General features: G+C 60.6%; 20 protein-coding genes and 1 pseudogene. 8 read left to right on the forward strand and 13 right to left on the reverse strand.

Going from position 1 to position 19,916, the window contains the following annotated elements:
• Nucleotides 1-130 precede the first annotated feature (130 nt).
• The 5 genes from FCH38_RS06605 to aidB all read left to right on the forward strand — a co-directional run bounded on the left by FCH38_RS06605 (nucleotide 131) and on the right by aidB (nucleotide 3,683).
• Nucleotides 131-667: a peroxiredoxin gene (locus FCH38_RS06605; RefSeq protein WP_153516515.1), complete on the forward strand. Its 537-nt coding sequence runs from the start codon at nucleotides 131-133 to the stop codon at nucleotides 665-667.
• Between the two features lie 145 nt (nucleotides 668-812).
• Entirely contained in the window at nucleotides 813-1,307 is a 495-nt protein-coding gene (ureE, locus tag FCH38_RS06610; RefSeq protein ID WP_174373254.1) for an urease accessory protein UreE, read from the forward strand.
• Between the two features lie 3 nt (nucleotides 1,308-1,310).
• On the forward strand, nucleotides 1,311-1,982 hold the full coding sequence (locus tag FCH38_RS06615; protein WP_174373255.1) for an urease accessory UreF family protein: 672 nt from the start codon (nucleotides 1,311-1,313) through the stop codon (nucleotides 1,980-1,982).
• Nucleotides 1,983-2,243: 261 nt separating this feature from the next.
• Nucleotides 2,244-2,855, forward strand: coding sequence for an urease accessory protein UreG (gene ureG, locus FCH38_RS06620; protein WP_046797824.1), 612 nt, complete (start codon nucleotides 2,244-2,246; stop codon nucleotides 2,853-2,855).
• Between the two features lie 3 nt (nucleotides 2,856-2,858).
• On the forward strand, nucleotides 2,859-3,683 hold the full coding sequence (gene aidB / locus FCH38_RS06625; protein WP_174373256.1) for an AidB family quorum-quenching N-acyl homoserine lactonase: 825 nt from the start codon (nucleotides 2,859-2,861) through the stop codon (nucleotides 3,681-3,683).
• Nucleotides 3,684-3,754: 71 nt separating this feature from the next.
• On the opposite strand, the gene FCH38_RS06630 is transcribed toward aidB, so the two are convergent.
• From FCH38_RS06630 to FCH38_RS06680, 11 genes are all read right to left on the reverse strand, one after another.
• Entirely contained in the window at nucleotides 3,755-4,444 is a 690-nt protein-coding gene (locus FCH38_RS06630) for a Crp/Fnr family transcriptional regulator (RefSeq protein ID WP_174373640.1), read from the reverse strand.
• 444 nt (nucleotides 4,445-4,888) lie between these two features.
• Nucleotides 4,889-8,209 carry an efflux RND transporter permease subunit gene (locus FCH38_RS06635; RefSeq protein WP_174373257.1) on the reverse strand — a complete coding sequence of 1,107 codons (3,321 nt, stop codon included), beginning with the start codon at nucleotides 8,207-8,209 and terminating at the stop codon, nucleotides 4,889-4,891.
• A 13-nt stretch (nucleotides 8,210-8,222) separates the two neighbouring features.
• Nucleotides 8,223-9,416 carry an efflux RND transporter periplasmic adaptor subunit gene (locus tag FCH38_RS06640; protein WP_174373258.1) on the reverse strand — a complete coding sequence of 398 codons (1,194 nt, stop codon included), beginning with the start codon at nucleotides 9,414-9,416 and terminating at the stop codon, nucleotides 8,223-8,225.
• Nucleotides 9,417-9,780: 364 nt separating this feature from the next.
• A complete protein-coding gene (locus FCH38_RS06645; protein ID WP_174373259.1) occupies nucleotides 9,781-10,773 on the reverse strand; it encodes an ABC transporter substrate-binding protein in 993 nt (330 codons plus the stop codon).
• A gap of 21 nt (nucleotides 10,774-10,794) precedes the next feature.
• Nucleotides 10,795-11,667, reverse strand: coding sequence for an ABC transporter permease (locus FCH38_RS06650; RefSeq protein ID WP_174373260.1), 873 nt, complete (start codon nucleotides 11,665-11,667; stop codon nucleotides 10,795-10,797).
• Nucleotides 11,664-12,539, reverse strand: coding sequence for an ABC transporter permease (locus FCH38_RS06655; RefSeq protein ID WP_174373261.1), 876 nt, complete (start codon nucleotides 12,537-12,539; stop codon nucleotides 11,664-11,666). The genes FCH38_RS06650 and FCH38_RS06655 overlap by 4 nt, the downstream gene beginning before the upstream one ends.
• Before the next feature lie 249 nt (nucleotides 12,540-12,788).
• On the reverse strand, nucleotides 12,789-13,583 hold the full coding sequence (locus tag FCH38_RS06660) for an ABC transporter ATP-binding protein (RefSeq protein ID WP_174373262.1): 795 nt from the start codon (nucleotides 13,581-13,583) through the stop codon (nucleotides 12,789-12,791).
• Nucleotides 13,580-14,017, reverse strand: coding sequence for an NUDIX hydrolase (locus FCH38_RS06665; RefSeq protein ID WP_153516524.1), 438 nt, complete (start codon nucleotides 14,015-14,017; stop codon nucleotides 13,580-13,582). The genes FCH38_RS06660 and FCH38_RS06665 overlap by 4 nt, the downstream gene beginning before the upstream one ends.
• Nucleotides 14,018-14,019: 2 nt before the next feature.
• Entirely contained in the window at nucleotides 14,020-15,477 is a 1,458-nt protein-coding gene (gene hydA / locus FCH38_RS06670) for a dihydropyrimidinase (protein WP_174373263.1), read from the reverse strand.
• Nucleotides 15,478-15,479: 2 nt separating this feature from the next.
• Nucleotides 15,480-15,908 carry an endonuclease domain-containing protein gene (locus tag FCH38_RS06675; protein WP_174373264.1) on the reverse strand — a complete coding sequence of 143 codons (429 nt, stop codon included), beginning with the start codon at nucleotides 15,906-15,908 and terminating at the stop codon, nucleotides 15,480-15,482.
• A gap of 188 nt (nucleotides 15,909-16,096) precedes the next feature.
• Nucleotides 16,097-17,344, reverse strand: coding sequence for a Zn-dependent hydrolase (locus FCH38_RS06680; RefSeq protein WP_174373265.1), 1,248 nt, complete (start codon nucleotides 17,342-17,344; stop codon nucleotides 16,097-16,099).
• Nucleotides 17,345-17,604: 260 nt separating this feature from the next.
• Between FCH38_RS06680 and FCH38_RS06685 the strand changes: the two genes are divergently transcribed.
• The 3 genes and pseudogenes from FCH38_RS06685 (at nucleotide 17,605) to FCH38_RS06695 (ending at nucleotide 19,093) form a co-directional block, all read left to right on the forward strand.
• Entirely contained in the window at nucleotides 17,605-18,246 is a 642-nt protein-coding gene (locus FCH38_RS06685) for a TetR family transcriptional regulator C-terminal domain-containing protein (protein ID WP_149899924.1), read from the forward strand.
• Nucleotides 18,247-18,501: 255 nt separating this feature from the next.
• Nucleotides 18,502-18,825: pseudogene (locus FCH38_RS06690) on the forward strand (DUF2325 domain-containing protein); the annotation flags it as partial.
• On the forward strand, nucleotides 18,806-19,093 hold the full coding sequence (locus tag FCH38_RS06695; protein WP_174373267.1) for a hypothetical protein: 288 nt from the start codon (nucleotides 18,806-18,808) through the stop codon (nucleotides 19,091-19,093). The pseudogene FCH38_RS06690 and the gene FCH38_RS06695, both read left to right, overlap by 20 nt.
• A 6-nt stretch (nucleotides 19,094-19,099) precedes the next feature.
• On the opposite strand, the gene FCH38_RS06700 is transcribed toward FCH38_RS06695, so the two are convergent.
• Together FCH38_RS06700 and FCH38_RS06705 are read right to left on the reverse strand one after the other, a co-directional pair.
• A complete protein-coding gene (locus FCH38_RS06700) occupies nucleotides 19,100-19,510 on the reverse strand; it encodes a DUF423 domain-containing protein (RefSeq protein ID WP_210267129.1) in 411 nt (136 codons plus the stop codon).
• Nucleotides 19,507-19,908 (reverse strand): group II truncated hemoglobin, encoded by a 402-nt coding sequence (locus tag FCH38_RS06705; protein ID WP_149899927.1) that lies wholly within the window; start codon nucleotides 19,906-19,908, stop codon nucleotides 19,507-19,509. The genes FCH38_RS06700 and FCH38_RS06705 overlap by 4 nt, the downstream gene beginning before the upstream one ends.
• Nucleotides 19,909-19,916 lie beyond the last annotated feature (8 nt).

Consider the following 19,916-nt stretch of genomic DNA (forward strand, 5'->3'; position numbering starts at 1 on the left):
TACATTCGATGACTTAAATCCGATTTTTATGCTGCACCGCAGCGCATCTTGCGTTATGGAAACGGCAAAAGAATTCCGCGCGGATTGATCCCAAGCGATCCGCATAAAACACCTGATCAGGAGAAAAGACATGCTCGGCAAAAAAGTGCCCGCCGTAACTTTCCGCACGCGCGTTCGTGACGAGGCCGTTGGCGGCCCCAATCCGTTCCGCTGGCAGGACATGACCTCCGACGATTATTTCAAGGGCAAGAAGGTCGTCCTGTTTTCGCTGCCCGGCGCCTTCACGCCGACCTGCTCGACCTTCCAGCTGCCCGATTTCGAAAAGCTGGCGGGTGAATTCCGCGCGCTCGGCGTCGATGAAATCTACTGCCTGTCGGTCAACGATGCCTTCGTCATGAATGCCTGGGCAAAGGGCCAGAACCTCGAAAACGTCAAGGTCATTCCGGATGGTTCGGGCGAGTTTACCCGCAAGATGGGCATGCTGGTCGCCAAGGACAATCTCGGTTTCGGCATGCGCTCCTGGCGTTACGCCGCCGTCATCAATGACGGTCTGGTCGAGCAGTGGTTCGAGGAAGAGGGTTATCAGGACAATTGCGAATCCGATCCTTACGGCGTTTCCTCGCCGCAGAACATTCTGGAAAACCTGAAAAGCCGCGCTGCGGCCTGATTGGTTTGTTATTTTGTGAAGGCCCGGCAGCGATGCCGGGCTTTTCCTTTTTCCGAGGCACGCGTGCCCCGAAATCGCTTCTTGAAATCCCCCCGCCTATCCGTCAAAAATCGAAACCCCAAGACAGTTTCGAACGGATCATCCCATGCTGCGCGTTACCTCTTACCATCCCGCCGGAACCCCTGGCGACGAGCCTTCCGGTTATGTCACGCTGGCGCATGACCAGCGGCATCTGCGCCGCAAACTGCTGCATCTGCAAAATGACGAGATGGTGATGCTCGATCTGAAGGAAGCCGTGCTGTTTGCCCATGGCGATCTTCTCGTGGTGGAAAACGGTGATCTGATCGAGGTTCGGGCTGCGGCTGAAAAGCTGTTTGAAATCACGCCGAAGGATCGGCTTCACCTGATCGAGCTTGCCTGGCATCTGGGCAACCGGCATCTTGCCGCGCAGATCGAGGAGGAGCGTATCCTCATCCTGCGCGACCACGTCATCCGCGCCATGCTCGAAGGTCTCGGTGCCACGGTGCGTGATGTGGAAGAGCCTTTCCAGCCGGCTCGTGGCGCCTATCACGCCCATGGCGGCCATTCCCATGGGCATGGGCATGGGCATGACCATGGCCACCATCACGATCACGGCTGATCCGTGAGCGACGATCGCGGCGTTGCCGCGCTGCTGCGGCTGATGGCCTGGCTGTCGCCAGCCTTTCCGGTTGGTGGCTTTTCCTATTCCGGCGGGCTGGAAAAGGCGGTTGAGGACCGGCGTGTCTGCGATGCCGCTGAACTGGGCGGCTGGGTGGAGACGCTTTTGCGCCACGGCAGCCTGTGGAACGATGCGGTGTTTCTGGCGGAAGGCTGGCGCAGGGGCACCGATGCCGCCGCCCTGAATGAAACGGCCACCCTGGCGCGGGCGCTGGCCGGCTCGGCGGAGCGATATCGCGAAACGGTGCTCCTGGGTGATGCCTTCGTTGCCGCTGCCGGCGCATGGCCGCATGCGGTTCTGGAACTATTGCCGAAGGAGTGTCCATATCCTGTCGCCGTCGGGGCCGTGGCCGCTGCGCATGCGGTGCCGCTTCAGGAAACGCTTGCCGCTTTCGCACATGCCGGGGTCTCGCAACTGGTTTCGGCCGGCATCCGCCTCGGCGTGGCAGGCCAGAAGGATGGCGTCGCCATTCTGGCCGCAAGCGAGGCGGTGATTGCGGAGATGGCGGCACGGGCTGCGCAATCCACGCTCGATGACCTCGGCAGCGCCACGATCCTCGCCGATACGGCGGCGATGCGCCACGAGATGCAGGGCACGCGGCTTTTCCGTTCTTGAAAGCTACGGCATTGATGGAGCGAGTGTATGCCGCTTGTTTCTTCTCCCCGCCGGGGAGAAGGTCGCAGCAGCGGGATGAGGGGGTAAGCTCTCGGTATATCGCTGGCGTTGCCCCCTCATCCGACCCTTCGGGCCACCTTCTCCCCGGTGGGGAGAAGAAACAGGCGGCACGGTTCTTGCTTATCTTGAAGCGATAAGCGGAGGAGATATGGTGAGACAGGACCGAAGCATAGTGAAGGAAACACAGTCGTGAAATCGGGCATGAAATCGGGCAATGGCCCGCTGCGCGTCGGCATTGGCGGGCCGGTTGGTTCGGGCAAGACGGCGCTGACGGAAAAGCTCTGCAAGGCGATGAGCGCCGATTATTCCGTCGCCGTCGTTACCAATGATATCTACACCAAGGAAGATGCCGAGGCGCTGGTGCGCATGCAGGCGCTGCCATCGGAACGGATTGTCGGCGTGGAGACGGGCGGTTGTCCGCATACCGCCATCCGCGAGGATGCGACGATCAATCTGCAGGCGATTGCCGGGCTCAATGCCCGCTTTCCCGATCTTGATGTCGTCTTCATCGAATCCGGCGGCGACAATCTCGCCGCGACCTTTTCGCCCGATCTTGCCGATATCACCATCTATGTGATCTCCGTCTGCCAGGGTGAGGAAATTCCGCGCAAGGGCGGGCCGGGCATCACCCGCTCCGACCTGCTGGTCATCAACAAGAAGGATCTGGCACCTTATGTCGGCGCCGATCTGACTGTCATGGACAATGATGCGACCCGAATGCGCAATGCCATGCCCTTCGTTTTCACCGATATGAAGCGGGGCGATGGGGTGGAGCATATCGTCGGTTTCCTGAAAGAGCAGGGTGGTCTCTGAGCCATGAATACGTCTCTTCATTTCGGCCCCTATGCCGTGTCCCGTTTTGTCGATGGCGTTTACAAGGCGCCCGTCGGCCATCTCATCCATCGGCAGGGCGAGACGGCGCTGGCCGCGGTTCTCGACGGGCTTGAAGGCGAGACGGTGGATGTGGACGTCAATTGTTTCACGCTCTCCGGTCCTGATGGCATCTGGCTGGTCGATGCCGGTTGCGGCACGGCCTGGGGTGCCGCCTATGGCCATGCCCGCGCGGCAATGATTGCTGCCGATATCCAGCCGACCGATGTGAGGCGTGTCATCCTCACCCATATTCACGGCGATCATGCGCTTGGCCTCATTGATGGCGACAAGCCCTATTTTCCCAATGCGGAAATATGGGTGCCAGAGGCCGATCTCGGCTTTTTCACCAGTGCGGATGCCCGCAAGAGCCTGCCGCCTGCCCGGCAGGGCGGTTTCGATCTCGCCTCCCGGCTGCTCGATATCTGTGGTGCCATGCTGCGGCCGATCCCCATGGGCATGATTGCCGACGACATCGAGGCGATCGCCATGCCCGGCCACACGCCGGGGCATGCCGGCTATCTCATCGGCAGCGGCGATAACCGGCTGTTATTGTGGGGTGATGTGCTGCATGTGAGCGGATTGCAGGCGGACGATCCTGCAATCGCTTTCGTTTACGATATCGATTCCGAACTTGCCTATGCCACCCGTCTTGCGGCGCTGGCGGAGGCGGCCGATCACGGCTGGCTGGTATCCGGCGGCCATCTCGGCGGGTTTTTCCATATTAAACGGCAGGGCGACGGCTTCCGCTTTGTGCCGCAGCCGGGCTGATCTGCCCTTTCCGGAACGGCGAAAGGCGGGCTGCCGGCTGGCATCCCGCCCTTCTTCCTCTCCCGCTATCTTCAGATCTGCTTCAATGCGGCGACGTCATTGACCTGCACGATGCGGCCACGCACGGTGACGCCTGATTTTTTCAGCGCCGAGAAGGCGCGCGACAGGGCTTCCGGCGCAAGGCCGAGCTTGCCGGCAAGCAGGCTTTTCTGGAATGGCAGTCGCATCGAAAAGGATGTCGCGTCGCGCGGGCCCTGATTGATGAGATAATGGGCGACGCGTTGTGGTGCTGTCTGCAGCCGGTCGTTGGCAATGCAATCCATGGTGCCAAGCAGGCTGTTGGAAAGGCAGCGCATGACGGCCTTGGCGATTGCCGGTTCCTGGTCGATCAACGTGCGGATTCTCGCGAGCTCGAAACGCGCCACGGTGCAGCTTTCCGCCGCCTGTGCGCTGTAACGATAGCTGTCGCTGCCGAAAATCAGGCATTCGTTGAACGTATCGCCCGGACCGCTGACGCGCACATCCGCCTCGCGCCCATGCCTGTCCAGCCGGTAAAGGCGGACATAACCCGACAGAACGCAATAAAAATGCTGCGCCGCTTCGCCTTCCTTGAAGAGCACATGGCGGGCGTTGACATTGATGATGGTCGCCGCCTCCATCAGCTTCAACGCCACTGCGTCATCCGCTATCCCGATCAAGGGCGCGCGCAGCAGAATGTTCCTGTCCCTGTTGCTCAGCTTCACGGTCTTGTTCACGTCCATCCGGCTCCCGCTCAAACCTTTTGCCGGGCTGTCCGCAGCGATACGAAACCGGGGATGTTCCGTCTCTCTCACGCCTATCTGCAAAGAACTCATCGCATTATCCTTCGACCGGCAATTCCCGATGCGAGGGAGATTAGCAGTTCACCTGAAAAGCGAATTGATTTCGATCAAACGGGCTTTGGCAATATGGCCGGGCCATTCGTGCTCCAGACAGAAGGTTAAATATGGAGCGGGCGAGTACGGCATATTTCTTCTCCCCGAGGGGGAGAAGGTCGCGGCAGCGGGATGAGGGGGCAAGCTCCCCGTAAATCTCTGCCGTTGCCCCTCATCCGACCCTTCGGGCCACCTTCTCCCCCTTGGGGAGAAGAAGCAAGCGGCGACGCATTGCGCAAAATAAGAACGCCGGGCACAAGGCCCGGCGTTTCAATCTTCATTTTGCAAGCTTCACTCCGCAGCAAGCGGCGGCAGCCGCAATATATTGCTGCCCCTGTCGCTGGATTTGTCTCCCGAGCCCTTTTCCATGCCGGCGACGCGGGCCTCCAGCGAGGAGAGCGCCAGGCTGTTTTCGCGGGCGATCTCCGAGAGTTTCTCATTGGAGAGAGCCTCTTCCTCCTCTTCCTTCTTGCCGACGAAGCGGCCGAAGAGGTGGGCGAGCAGGCGCGACAGGTCGTCCATGATCAGGAAGAAGGCCGGAACCACGATCAGCGACAGCACGGTCGAGACGATGATGCCGCCGATGACCGCGATTGCCATAGGCGCGCGGAACGAGCCGCCTTCGCCGACGCCGAGTGCCGAGGGCAGCATGCCCGCCGACATGGCGATGGAGGTCATGATGATCGGGCGGGCGCGCTTGCGACCGGCCTCGATCATGGCTTGCACCCGTTCCATGCCGTGACGGCGCATTTCGATGGCGAAGTCTACCAGGAGGATGGCGTTCTTTGTCACGATGCCCATCAGCATCAGGATACCGATGAGAACCGGCATGGACAGCGCGTTCTGGGTGATGATGAGCGCGACGGCCACGCCGCCGATGGCGAGCGGCAGTGAGAACAGGATGGTGAAGGGCTGGATGACATCCTTAAACAGCAGGATGAGCACCACCAGCACCAGCAGCAGGCCGAGCAGCATGGCGTTAACGAAGCCCTGCTGCATTTCACCCTGCACCTTGGCGTCGCCGCTTTCCGCCAGGCGGACGCTTGCCGGCAGTTTGGTTTCCGCCACGATCCGCTTGAACTCGGCCGTCGATGTATCGAGCGCCGTGCCGAACGGCACGTCGGAGCCGATGGAGACGACGCGGTTGCGGTCGTTGCGCTTGATCGAGCTTGGACCTTCCGAATAGTCGATATCGGCAACGCTGTAGAGCGGCACCAGCGACCCGGATGCGGTCTTGATCTTCAGGGCGCGGATGGTGGCGAGATCGCGGCGGGTATCGATGGACGCCTGTACGCGGATCGGAATCTGCCGGTCATCGAGCGAGATCTTCGTCAGCAGCGCATCGATATCACCGATGGTGGCGACGCGAACCGTCTGCGAAATCTGCTGCGGCGTGATGCCGAGGCGGGCGATTTCATCCTTGCGCGGGCGGATCTGCAATTCCGGACGCGGCAAGGCGCCTTCCGAGCTGACATTGGCGAGGATGGGCGAGGCGCGCAGGCGGCTTTCGAGAATGCCGACGGCGTCGTTCAGGTCCTTCTCGTTCGACGACAGGAAGTTGAAGCTCAGCTCGCGTTCCGCACGGTCGTTCAGCTTGATGATGCGCACATCCGGAATGGTGCGGACCTTGGCGAAGATATCCCGTTCCACATCCCATTGCGGTCGGATGCGGCCCTTTTCTTCCACCTTCGGAAGATATTGGCCGATGAGCGGAATGGAGCCCAGCCCCTTGTTGACCAGCACCTTCAGCAGCGAATGGTCGATATGCTGGAGGATGACGTTGACGGTGGCGCGGCGAAGTTCCAGATCGCCCTTGGGCGACGCGCCGCCGAGAATGAAGACGCTTTCCACGCCGTTGATGTCACGGATGGCATGGTAGATCTCGGTCGTCGTCCGGTCGGTTTCATCCAGCGTCGCATTGGGCGGCAGTTCCACCGAAAGCGTCACACGCGAGGCGTCGTCCGGCGGCAGGAAGCTGCCCGGAACGCCGGCGAGAAGAATGACGGAGGCGACGAGGAAGCCGATGGCGCCGATGAGCGTCAGGTAACGCGCCCACCATTTGCGGGTGGTGGCGGAAACCATGCGCGTATAGGCCTTCATCAGGCGGCCGTCATTGTCGTGATGGTCGTCCATCGCGTCTTCGGCACGCATCAGATAGGCCGCCATCAGTGGCGTGATGAGGCGGGCCACCGCCAGCGAGAAGAACACCGAGAAGGCAACCGTCAGACCGAACTGGATGAAGTACTGACCGGGAATGCCGGGCATGAACGACACCGGCACGAAGACGGCGATGATGGTGAAGCTGGTGGCGATGACGGCGAGGCCGATTTCGTCGGCGGCCTCCAGTGCTGCCCGATACGGCGTCTTGCCCATCTTGATATGGCGGGCGATGTTCTCGATTTCCACGATGGCGTCGTCCACGAGAATACCCGTGGCGAGCGTCAAGGCCAGGAAGCTGACGAGGTTGAGAGAAAAGCCCATCAGGTCCATGATCCAGAAGGTCGGGATCGCGGAAAGCGGTAGCGCCACGGCGGCAATCAGCGTGGCGCGCCAGTTCCTGAGGAACAGCAGGACGACGATGATGGCGAGGATGGCGCCCTCGATCAGCGTATCCAGCGCCGCCTTGTAGTTGCCATAGGTGAAATAGACGGCGTCATCGACCATCTGGATCGAGACTTCCGGATGATCCTTGCGGACCTTTTCGAGGCTTTCCGCCACGGTTTCGGCGACCGAAACCTCGCTTGCGCCCTTGGACCGGAACACTGAGAAGGTGACGGCGGGGTTGCCGTTGAACCGTGAGAAGGATTTCTGCTCCTGATAGGTGTCGGCCACCGTACCCAGTTCGGAAAGCTTGACGAAGCGGCCGTTGGAGAGCGCGATGGTGGTGTTGGCAAGTTGCGTCACGTCGCGCGTATCGCCGAGCGTGCGGATCGTCTGCTCATTGCCGCCGATCTGGCCGCGGCCGGAACCGAGATCGATGTTGGTGCCGCGCAGCTGGCTGTTCACCTCGCTTGCGGTAATGCCATAGGCATCGAGCTTTTCGGGGCTGAGCGACACGCGCACTTCGCGGTCCGCACCACCGTAACGGTCGACCTTGCCGATGCCGGACTGACCCTGCAGCGAGCGCTTGATCGTGTCGTCGACGAACCAGGACAGTTCTTCGAGTGTCATGTTCGGCGAAGAAACGGCAAAGGTCTGGATCGCCTGGCCTTCGACGTCGATCTTGCTGACGACAGGCACTTCGATGTCAGCCGGCAGATCGCTGCGGATCTTGTCGATGGCGTCTTTCGTGTCCTGAACCGCTTCTTCGGTCGGCTTTTCGATGCGGAAGACGACTGTTGTCGTCGACTGGCCGTCGACCACGGTGGACTGGATTTCATCGACGCCGCTGATCGCGGCGACGGCGTCTTCGATTTCCTTCGTCACCTGCATTTCCAGCTCGGAGGGCGAAGCGCCGCTCTGGGTCACGGTGACGGCAACGACGGGAACGTCGATATTCGGAAAACGGGTGATCGGCAGGGTCTTGAAGGCCTGCATGCCGAGGATCATCAAAAGCGCGAAGCCGAGAAGCGGCGCAATCGGGTTACGGATTGACCATGCGGAGAAGTTCATTTCATTCCCTCAGTCAGTTGGACGCAGCCGTCTGGGCCTCGACCGGTCGGATCCGGTCACCATCACGCACGAATGCTCCAGCTTTCTCGACAACCTTGTCTCCAGCGGTAAGGCCGCTGACAATTTCGATAAAACCGCTGTCTTCTATGCCGGTCTCGATCTTCACCTGCTTGACGACGTCGCCTTCCACCTTGCGGGTGGTCGAGCCTTCGCGTCCGGAGGTGACGGCCGATAGCGGCAGGGCAAGCGCGTTCGTCTCTTCGACGATGATCTCGGCGCTGGCATACATGCCGGATCGTGCCGGGCTGTTTTCCGGCAGCACCACATGCACGGAGCCGAGGCGCGTCGTCGGATCGACGGTCGGCGACACGAGGCGCACCTTGCCCTCTATTTTCTGGGCTCCGCCGGCAACCGTCAAATAGGCTTTCTGGCCGGCCTTGACCTTCTGGATATCGGTTTCGGAAAGATCGGCGACGAGTTCGATGGCGCCATCCTTGATGACGGTGAAAAGCGGGTTGCCGGAGCCGCTGGCAATGGCCCCGACCTTGGCGTTCTTGGCGGAGACGATGCCGGCCACGGGGGTTTTCACGCCCGTGCGCGTCAGCTTCAGATCGATGTCGTCGATCTGCGCGTCAACGACCTTGATATCTGCTTCGCCAGCGGAAACGGCCTGTTTGGCGGCCTCGAGCCGGGCCTGCGCCACCTGAGCGGCGGCCTCGGTCTTTTCCGTCTCGGAGACGGAACCGGAGCCGCTCTGGCCGAGCTTGGCGGCCCGGTCTCGCTGGCGGATAGCGTCGTTGAGATTGGCCTGCGCTTCCAGAACCTGCGCCTTCGACTGGGTGACGGAGGCTTCGGCCTTGGCCTTGTTGGCCTCAAGCTGGCTCTTCTGCAGCACAAGGCTGTCGGAGGAGAGCACGGCCAGAACCGCATTGGCTTCCACCCGGTCGCCGATATCGGCATTCAGCGTATCGATCGACAGGCCGTCAACCAGCGGCTGGACGTAAATCTCGTCCACGGGGCGGATCGTGCCTGTCGCGATGATGCGGTCAACGAGATCGCGTTTTGCGGCGTGCGCCACGATGATGGAGGGCAGGTTCTGCTGTTTGGCCGGTGCCTGCGCTTCGCCTTCGGCGGCAGCCGAAAAAGGCAGTGCCGTTGCGGAAAGAAGGAGTAAAACAAAGCGGTTGAAGGTAAATTTATGCTGCATGTGTCTTGGCTCGCGCAATATCCGATCGCATGTCCTGCAGCCGTAAGGCGTGTTTTAATAGGTCATGCGATAGCGAATGTGAAACAAGGGATCACAATACTTCCTTTTCGATCCTCCCGATTCAAACGCCCCTCAACGCGAACCTTAAGCACATTGCCCTTGTGCTTTTTCTACAAGATCAAATTTGGCAGTCTTGTGGGGCGGACTCTAATTGTTGTTGTCGTGCAAATCAATCCGCATAGCCACGATGGTTGATATACATTTTTGTATAGGTCTGGATATTGTAATTGGTCAAATAGGTTACCAGTGAAAAAAGAAACGCGCGGACAGGGCCGCGCGTTCCATGCTTTCGGGTTCGATTTGGCTATTTCAGCGCCGCATCGGTGATTTCGGTGGTGTAAGCGCCGGAGGGTTCCTTGGTGATGACAGGATCGGACCCGCCGCCAAGCAGGGTTTTGACGGTGCGATCATAATCCGCCTTGTCGAGCGCGCCTTTCGAACCGGCAGTCAGCTTTGCCACTTCGCCCATCATCCGCTTCTGGTGCTTTTCGGTCTGGGCGCCGGAGGCGTCGTTTTCGAGAACGATACCGGCGGCATCGTCAGGGTTTTCTTCCGCCCATTTCCAGCCCTTCATCGAGGCACGGACGAATTTGACCATGTCCTCCTTGAATTTGGCGTCCTTCAGCTTGTCTTCGAGAACGTAGAGCCCGTCTTCCAGCGTCGCCACGCCTTCATCTTCATATTTGAAGGTGACGAGGTCTTCCGGCTTGATGCCGGCGTCGAGGACTTGCCCGTATTCATTGTAGGTCATGGTGGAAATGCAGGCGGCCTGCTTTTGCAACAGCGGATCGACGTTGAAGCCCTGCTTGAGAACGGTGACGCCATCAGCCCCGCCGGTGGTCGGGATTTTCAGGTGCGCCATCCATGACAGGAACGGATATTCATTGCCGAAGAACCAGACGCCGAGCGTCTTGCCCTTAAAGTCGTCGGGCTTGGTGATGCCGGTTTCCTTGAGGCAGGTGAGCATCATGCCAGAGGATTTGAACGGCTGGGCGATGTTGACCAGCGGCACGCCCTTTTCACGGGTGGCGAGTGCGGATGGCAACCAGTCGACGATCACGTCAGCACCGCCACCGGCCAGAACCTGTGCCGGCGCAATATCCGGACCGCCCGGCTTGATGTCGACATCAAGCCCTTCGGCTTCGTAGAAGCCCTTGTCCTTGGCGACGTAATAACCGGCAAATTGCGCCTGGGTCACCCATTTCAGCTGCAGGGTCACCTTGTCGGCGGCCTGCGCATTCATCGCCGTCATCAGTGACGCGCCGGTCAGAAGCATGGATGCAAGTTTCATTTTCATCGCTGTTCCCTTTTTCGTTATTTACGTTCGTCCCCCACGGACGGACGGATGCCAGAAGGTGACGGCCCGCTCTGCGAGCGCCACCAGACCATAAAAGCCCGAGCCTGCCAGCGCCGCGACAGCGATTTCGGCCCAGACCATATCGACATTGCTGCGGCCCATTTCCGCCGAAATGCGGAAACCCATGCCGACGATGGGTGTGCCGAAAAACTCCGCGACAATGGCGCCGATCAAGGCCAGCGTGGAGTTGATTTTCAGCGCATTGAAGATGAAGGGCGAGGCGGCGGGCAGACGCAGTTTCACCAGCGTCGGCCACCAGCCGGCGGCATAGGTGCGCATCAGGTCGCGCTCCATGTGGCTTGCGGCGGCAAGGCCCTGCACCGTGTTCACCAGCATCGGGAAAAACGTCATGATGACGACGACGGCGACTTTCGACTGCCAGTCGAAGCCGAACCACATGACCATGATGGGGGCGACGCCGACCACCGGCAGAGCGGAGACGAAATTGCCGATGGGCAGCAGCCCGCGCTGGAGGAAGGGCGATCTGTCGATGAGGATGGCGACGATGAAGCCGAGGCCGCAGCCGAGCACATAGCCCGTCAGCACGGATTTAAGGAATGTCTGGCGGAAATCCGCCCAGAGGATCGGCAGAGAGCCGAGAAGACGGGCTAGGATGGCGCTGGGGGCCGGCAGCAGGATGGGCGGCACGGCAAAGCCGCGCACAATGCCTTCCCAGAGCGCCAAAAGGGCAAGTCCGAAAAGCAGCGGCACGGCGATGTCGCTGATGCGCTTTGCGGCGGGCGCGGAGAACCTGCGGCGCACCAGCCATTCGTTCACGGCCCAGGCGGCAAGCCAGAACAGGATCGCGCCAATAAACCAGCCGGGGTTCGTCATGGCCTTGCTCCCATTCGCTTGAGGACTGCGGCATGGGCGATGCCGATAATGGAGACCAATAGGGCGGCGACACCGGCTGCCATGAACAGCGCCGCCCATATCTGCACCGTCTGGCCATAATAGGAGCCGGAGAGCAGCCGCGCCCCGAGACCGGCGACGGCCCCTGTCGGCAATTCGCCGACGATGGCGCCGACCAGCGCAATCGCGATGGCGATTTTCAGCGAGACGAAGAGGTAGGGCAGGGCGGCAGGCCAGCGCAACTTCCAGAAAATCTGGCCCGGCGAGGCATTATAGGTGTGCATCAGGTCCCGCTGGATGGTTTCGGGACTTCTCAGCCCCTTCACCATGCCGACGACGATGGGGAAGAAGGACAGGTAGGTGGAGATCAGCGCCTTGGGCAGCAGCCCGGAAATGCCGATGGAATTCAGCACCACGATGATCATCGGTGCAATGGCGAGGATGGGGATCGTCTGGCTGGCGATGATCCACGGCATGACGGAGCGATCCATGGCGCGGTTATGCACGATGGCGACGGCAAGCAGGATGCCGAGGACCGCACCGATGGCGAAACCGAGCAGCGTGGCCGAAAGCGTGACGCCGGCATGATAGACGAGGCTGCGCTTGGAGGTGATCGCCTTGTTGACGGTGGTGTCCCACAGTTCGGCGGCAATCTGGTGGGGGGCGGGGAGAACCGGGCGTTCCTGTGCGAAGGTTTGCGGCAGGAGTTGTGAGAAGCTCAATGTCTGGCCTGCGCGGGTGGCCTGATCGCGGGCGAAGGGCATGTTGAGATAGATGACGGCGAGGTGCCAGATGATGAGGATGGCGAGGAAGACGGTGAGGATTGGGAGGATGCGGTGGCGGAGGAGGGTCATTGTTTTTCGCTCCGCTGCGTGCATCGAGGGTGATGATTAGCGGTGACCTGTGGGTGAGGCTTACCCCCCTCTGCCCTGCCGGGCATCTCGCCCACAAGGAGGGAGATCGACTCGCGGCGATGTTTCGGCCATCTCAACGCCTGTGGAAAGAGCATTGGTAGCGCTCCTTGCCGATCTCCCTCCTTGTGGGGGAGATGCCCGGCAGGGCAGAGGGGGGTAGCACTTGCCGCAACGGCGTCTTTTCCAGCGTCACCCCTCATAACTATGCCCCGCCTTCAGCCCCTCGCGCACCCGATGCGCAATCGCCAGAAATTCCGGCGTTTCCCTGATTTCAAGCGGCCTCTCCCTCGGCAGAGTAGACTCGATCACGTCAGTCACTCTCCCCGGCCGCGGCGACATGACGACAATTTTCGTCGAGAGATAAACGGCTTCCGGAATGGAATGGGTGACGAAGCAGATGGTCTTGCCGGTCGTATCCCAGAGTTTCAGCAGCTGTTCGTTGAGATGATCGCGGACGATTTCGTCGAGCGCGCCGAAGGGTTCGTCCATCAGCAGCAGGTCGGCATCGAAGGCGAGCGCGCGGGCGATGGAGGCGCGTTGCTGCATGCCGCCGGAAAGCTGCCAAGGGTATTTCTTGCCAAAACCTTTGAGGTTGACGAGGTCCATCGTGCGGTCGATGCGTTCGCGCTGCTCGGCCTTGGTGTAACCCATGATTTCGAGCGGCAAAGCGATGTTCTTTTCGATGTTGCGCCAGGGATAGAGGGCTGCGGCCTGAAAGACATAACCGTAGGATCGGTCTTGCCGGGCGGTTTCCGGCGTCGTGCCGTTGACGGTGATCTCTCCCGATGTGTGTTTTTCGAGATCGGCGATGACCCTCAGAAAGGTAGTCTTGCCGCAACCCGACGGGCCTATGAAGGAGACGAATTCGCCCTTGCCGACTTTGAGATCGACATTGGACAGCGCATGCACCGGGCCATCTCCCGTTTCGAAGGTGAGGCCGAGATTTTTGGCGGAAACGACGGAATAGGGGGAGGCCGGCTTCATCGTGGCTTGGTTTCGCTTTCCGTCAGGGCCGCGCGCGCCAATGGCAGCATGCGGGTTTCGGTGAGTCTGGCGATCGGCAGATCGGGCTTGGCGTCGAGATCGAGCCAGCGCACTTCCTCGATTTCCGCCTGCGGCAGAACCTCGGTATGAAGTCTGGCTATAAAAGCATGGGCAACAACGTCGGCCCCCGGCTCATTGGCGGCCTCCTCCCGGAAGACACCTTCGTAACGAACGGCATGGTCTGGCAACGTCAGGCCGATTTCCTCGGCAAGTTCGCGGTGAAGCGCCTGCTGTGGTGTTTCGCCCGGGTCGATCTTGCCGCCCGGTTGCATGAATTGCGTGGTGCCGCGCTTGCGCACCACCAGCATCTGCCGCCGCTCGTTTAAAAGAACGGCAGCGGCGATGATGATTTCACGTTTTGCTTCAGTGTTCATGATCACACGCCCGATGCCGGAATGCCGCTGCGTTCCACCCGGCGCGGCGAAACGAGTTCTTTCCAGGTGGAAAGCGCCCGGCTGACGGCGGGGTAGGGATCGCGGGGGATGAACTGGCCGTGGCCCGGCTGCGTTTCGATGCTGCCCTCCTCGATGCTGACGAGACCGCGCGACACGGTGAAGCGCGGCAGCCCCCTGATCTTTTGTCCCTCAAACACGTTGTAGTCGATGGCCGATTGCTGGCTCGCCGCGCTGATGGTCTTTTTCAGTGCCGGATCCCAGACAACGATATCGGCATCACTGCCAACGAGGATCGCGCCCTTTTTCGGATAGATGTTGAGGATCTTGGCGATGTTGGTGGAGGTGACGGCGACGAATTCGTTCATCGTCAGACGTCCGGTCACCACACCATGGGTCCAGAGCAGCGGCATGCGATCCTCCAGCCCGCCGGTGCCGTTGGGTATCTTGCGGAAATCACCAATACCGAAGCGTTTCTGCTCGGTGGTGAAAGCGCAATGATCGGTCGCCACGCATTGCAGCGAACCTGACGCCAGACCCGCCCAGAGGCTGTCCTGATGCTGCCGGTTGCGGAAGGGCGGCGACATGACCCGGCGGGCGGCGTGATCCCAGTCGGGATTGGCATATTCGCTGTCGTCGAGGATCAGGTGCTGGATCAGCGGTTCGCCATAAACACGCATGCCATTCTGTCGGGCGCGGCGGATCGCTTCATGCGCCTGCTCGCAGGAGGTGTGGACGACATAAAGCGGCGCGCCGGCCATATCGGCAATGATGATGGCGCGGTTGGTGGCCTCGCCTTCAACGGCGGGCGGACGGGAATAGGCATGGGCCTCGGGGCCAATATTGCCTTCCGCCATCAGCTTTTCCTGCATCTGCGCGACGATATCGCCGTTTTCCGCGTGCACGAAGGGAATGGCGCCCAGCTCGGCGCAGCGCGAGAAGGAGGCGAACATCTCGTCATCATTCACCATCAGCGCGCCCTTATAGGCCATGAAGTGCTTGAAGGAATTGATGCCCTTTTCCAGAACCACCGTCTTCATCTCGTTGAAGACCTGCTCGCCCCACCAGGTGACGGCCATGTGGAAGGAATAATCGCAATTGGCCCGCGTCGCCTTGTTGTCCCAGCGTTGCAGCGCGTCGAGAAGCGATTGCCCCGGTTCGGGCAGACAGAAATCCACCACCATGGTGGTGCCACCGGCCAGCGCCGCCCGCGTACCGCTCTCGAAGTCATCGGCGGAATAGGTGCCCATGAACGGCATTTCCAGATGCACATGCGGATCGATGCCGCCGGGCATGACGTAACATCCGGTGGCATCGAGGATCGTGCCGCCGGTCAGATCAGGCCCGATTTCGGTGATTTTGCCGTGCTCGATCCTCACATCGGCCTTGTAGGTGAGGTCGGCGGTGACGATGGTGCCGTTTTTGATGATGGTGGCGGTCATGGTTACGTGTTCCCGGTAGCGAGGGCTGGCGAATAACGGTCGGGATGATCAGGCAGGAAACTCTCGGCGTTCAGGACGGCGAGGATGGTGTTGAGCGTCGAGGAGGGCTCTTCGAAAATTTCGTGGTTCCAGAAGCGCAGAACCGCATAGCCCTCGCGGTTCAGCCAGAGTGTTCGTTGCCGGTCGTGCGTGGAAGAGGCGTGCTGCGACCCGTCCAGTTCGACGATCAGCTTTTTTTCGCGGCAGACAAAATCGGCGATGTAAGGGCCGAGGGGAACTTGCCGACTGAATTTGAAACCGTTTAGCCGCCGGTTTTTCAGTTCGTACCAAAGGCGGTATTCGGCATCCGTTTCGTCATGGCGGAGCTTTCGGGCCTGGGTGGTTTTGCCGGAATGGCGCTTCGATGCTTTTTTACCGATGTGATCGGCCATGACCCTTGCCCCCTCATCCGGCCCTTCGGGCCACCTTCTCCCCGGCGGGGAGAAGAAATGTGAGGCACCGTCGCAGGTTTTTGCGACGTGGGTGAGAGGGGCGAAAACACTGCCGCGTGTTTCTTCTCCCCGCCGGGGAGAAGGTGGCCCGAAGGGCCGGATGAGGGGGCCTGCCATCGTGGGTACGATCATTCCACGATCTCCGCAGTCTCAAGCACCGCATGCAGCAGCACGTCGCAACCGGCCTTTGCCCATTCCTGCGAAATCTCTTCCGCCTCGTTGTGGGAAAGCCCGTCCACGCAGGGGCAGAAGATCATGGTGGAGGGGGCGACCCTTGCGGTCCAGCAGGCATCGTGGCCGGCGCCGGAGATGATGTCCATCTGGCTGTAGCCGAGTTTTTCGGCGGCGGCGCGCACGCGGCCGACCAGAACCGGATCGAAGGTGACGGGATCGAAATGGCCGATGGCCTCGATGGTGCAGCCGACGCCGAGTTCTTCGGCGATCTGGGGCACCTCACGTTCGAAAATCGCACGCATGCTGTCGAGTTTCGCCTGCGAGGGGGTTCTGAGGTCGATGGTGAAAACCACTTTGCCCGGTAACACATTGCGGGAATTGGGGGTGAAGATCATCTGGCCGACGCCGGCCACCGCACCCGGCTGGTGGGCCATTGCCACTTCCTGCACCTTTTCGAGAATGCGGGCGGCGGCGAGGCCGGCATTGACGCGCATGGCCATCGGGGTGGAGCCGGTATGGGCTTCCTTGCCGGTCAGCGTCACCTCCAGCCACCACAGGCCCTGGCAATGGGTGACGACGCCGATCTGTTTTTGCGCCGCCTCGAGGATCGGCCCCTGTTCGATGTGGTATTCGAAATAGGCGTGCATTTTACGCGCGCCGACCTCTTCCTCGCCCAGCCAGCCAATGCGCTTCAGTTCGTCGCCATAGGTCTTGCCGTCAGTATCGGTGCGGCTATAGGCGTAATCGAGATCGTGGATGCCGGCAAAGACGCCGGATGCCAGCATGGCGGGCGCAAAACGCGCGCCCTCCTCGTTGGACCAGTTGGTGACGGTGACCGGGTGTCTGGTCCTGATATTGAGATCGTTCAGGCTGCGCACCACCTCCAGCCCGGCCAGCACGCCAAGCACGCCATCGAACTTGCCGCCGGTCGGCTGGGTGTCGAGGTGGCTGCCGATATAGACGGGCAGCGCGTCCGGATCCTCGCCGGGGCGGGTGGCGAACATGGTGCCCATGCGGTCGATACCAAGCGTCAGGCCCGCCGCCTCGCACCAGCGCTTGAACAGGTGGCGGCCTTCTCCATCCTCATCCGTCAGTGTGCGGCGATTATTGCCGCCGGCGATGCCGGGGCCGATCTTCGCCATGTCCATCAGACTGTCCCACAGACGGTCGCCTTTGACCGTCAAGTTCTTACCCGCCGCCATGAAGTGTCGTCCTCACCTGTTTTGTTTTTATCGAAGCAAAGCTTGTGCCGTTCCCGTTTTTGCCGGCTAAGATAACAGCCATTGCCTTGTGCTGGCGATGATGGATAAATTGACCGGCTGGTAAACAATGCAAATTTGCGATGACGTCAGCAAGGGACTTTTGTGACGAATCGCACTAATTTTGCCCAAACTGTACGCGTCGATTATTTTTTAATCATACTGTAGCGGCAATTGCATCGAAAAGAAACAGAGAGCAGAGAATGGCCATACCGCGCGCAGCGAAAACACAGAAGCGGACCCGCATTCAGGAGGAAAAGCAGGAAGCTATCCTCGAGGCAGCGCTTAGTGTCTTTTCCATCAATGGCTTTCGTGGTTCCACCATAGACCAGATTGCCGAGGCGGCCGGCATGTCCAAGCCGAATGTGCTTTATTATTTCCGCACCAAGGAGGCGATGCATCGCGCGCTCATCGAACGGGTGCTGGATACCTGGCTTGATCCGCTCAGGGCTTTTGATGCCGGGGGCAATCCCGAAAGCGAGATCCGTTCCTATATTCGCCGCAAGCTGGAAATGTCGCGGGATTTTCCGCGCGAAAGCCGGCTATTCGCCAATGAAATCCTGCAGGGCGCGCCGCATATCGAGGATGAGCTGAAAGGGCCGCTGAAGCAACTGGTGGATGAAAAGGCCGAGGTGATCCGCGCGTGGATGAAGGCCGGCCGGATCGCCAAATGTGATCCCTACCATCTTATCTTTTCGATCTGGTCGACGACCCAGCATTATGCGGATTTCGATGTGCAGGTGCGGGCAGTGCTGGGTGACAGACACGGCGGTGATGGCCGTTTTGAAGATGCGGCCCGGCATCTGGAGCAGCTTTTCATGGGTGGATTGCGGCTGAACGGCTAAGCGGGACCGGGTTCTCGCGAATATGTGATCGATGTTTTGCGCCAAAACATGAGGAAAATGATCACCTTTATACTTTACTCCAAAACTCATCTTTATTATGGTGCCGCTATCCCGAACGTCCGGGGCATGAAAAATCAACCGGCAGGTGAGGGAATGGCACGCAAGGAAAAGAAGAAGGTCGGACGCGGCGGCAAGCAGGGTATTGGCGCGCCACAACCTGAAAGGGACGTGGTCGCACAGCAGCCTTCCGGCCCGAAAAGCTTTCTTTATGTCGGCGGCCGTGACTGTCAGGTTGCGCATCTTCGCCAGATCGCCAGCAATTTCGGCGCCGAGCTGATCCACCACGATGGCGGCCTGCGTGAAGCGGTGTCGCGCATCGATACCGTTCTCCCCTCCGTCGACTGCGTTTTCTGCCCGATCGACTGTATCAGCCACGATGCGTGTCTGCGGGTGAAGTCGGGTTGCAAGAAATTCGGCAAGACGTTCATTCCGCTGCGCAATGGCAGCAAATCCAGTCTGGAGCGGGCGCTGCAGACCATGAATGAACGGACCTCCAGCGATGAGCGACGAGCGCAATAATTTCCATGATGATGAGCCCGCGGCAGCAGAAGCCTGCCGCGTGGAACTGCACAAGATGGCCGAACATGCCGCCGATCCGGCCCTGACGGACATGTATGAGATCGTCGGCGAACGGGAGCGGCGCAACCGTGCGGCGGCCGCCGACAGCAATGTGGTGACCTTTCCCCATCTACGCGCCCGCCAACCCGGCGAAACGCCGTCTTTCGCGCTCGGCGAAGCGGCTGAAGGCGGCCGCAACATCCTGTCATTTCGCTGGACGCGGCGTTAAGGTCGATCAGCCTTTCGGCTTCAAAAACGCCCCGGCGCAGAGCACGAGCCATCCGGCAATCATGCCAAGGCCGCCCGTGGGGGCGGCGAAGGGAAACAGGCTGTAGCCGGAAAAATGCCTTGTGACGAGATCACCGACAAAGATCGCGGTGCCAAGCCCGAGGATCAGGCCTGCCGGAATGGCGGTCCTGATACGGTCCGCACCGATATTGAGCGCCACCAGCACCGGCGCATGCGCCAGCGCCATGGCCGAGGCATTGCCCAGCATATAGGTCTCGCCGGTATGCGTGGCGGCGGCAGCAAGCATGACGCCCGCAGCCCCGAGCAAACCGCCCAGCAGCAAAATGAAGGATCGCAGCCGTTCGCGCGGCACTGTTGCGCCTGTCGAACTTCCGTTGCTCACGCTTGAATTGCTCATGGGCTGTCCGCCTCCTGGTTCTGCATGTGAAAAGCCAGCCGCTCCACCGGCGCCCAGATGATCTCGCGCAGCTTCGGGTTCTCGATGGTCTCGTCCATGGCGCGGCGGAAGCAGAGCAGCCATTCGTCCCGCTCGGCAGGGCCGATGGGCGCGACGAAATGGCGGCGGCGCAACATTGGATGGCCGTGTTTCTCGACATAGACGGGCGGTCCGCCAAGATATCCCGTCAGATAATCGTAAAACTTCGCTTCGCTGCCGGAAAGATCGGCCGGGTGAATGGCACGGCAATGCGCCGCCTCCGGCAGGGTGTCCATCAATTCATAAAAGCGCCGGGTCAGGGCCTTGACGGTCGCATCGCCGCCGATCGCTTCATAAAGGGTAGTGGTCTCGCCGCTCATCGTCCGCC

Source organism: Agrobacterium tumefaciens (assembly GCF_013337285.1).
Lineage (GTDB): Bacteria > Pseudomonadota > Alphaproteobacteria > Rhizobiales > Rhizobiaceae > Agrobacterium > Agrobacterium burrii.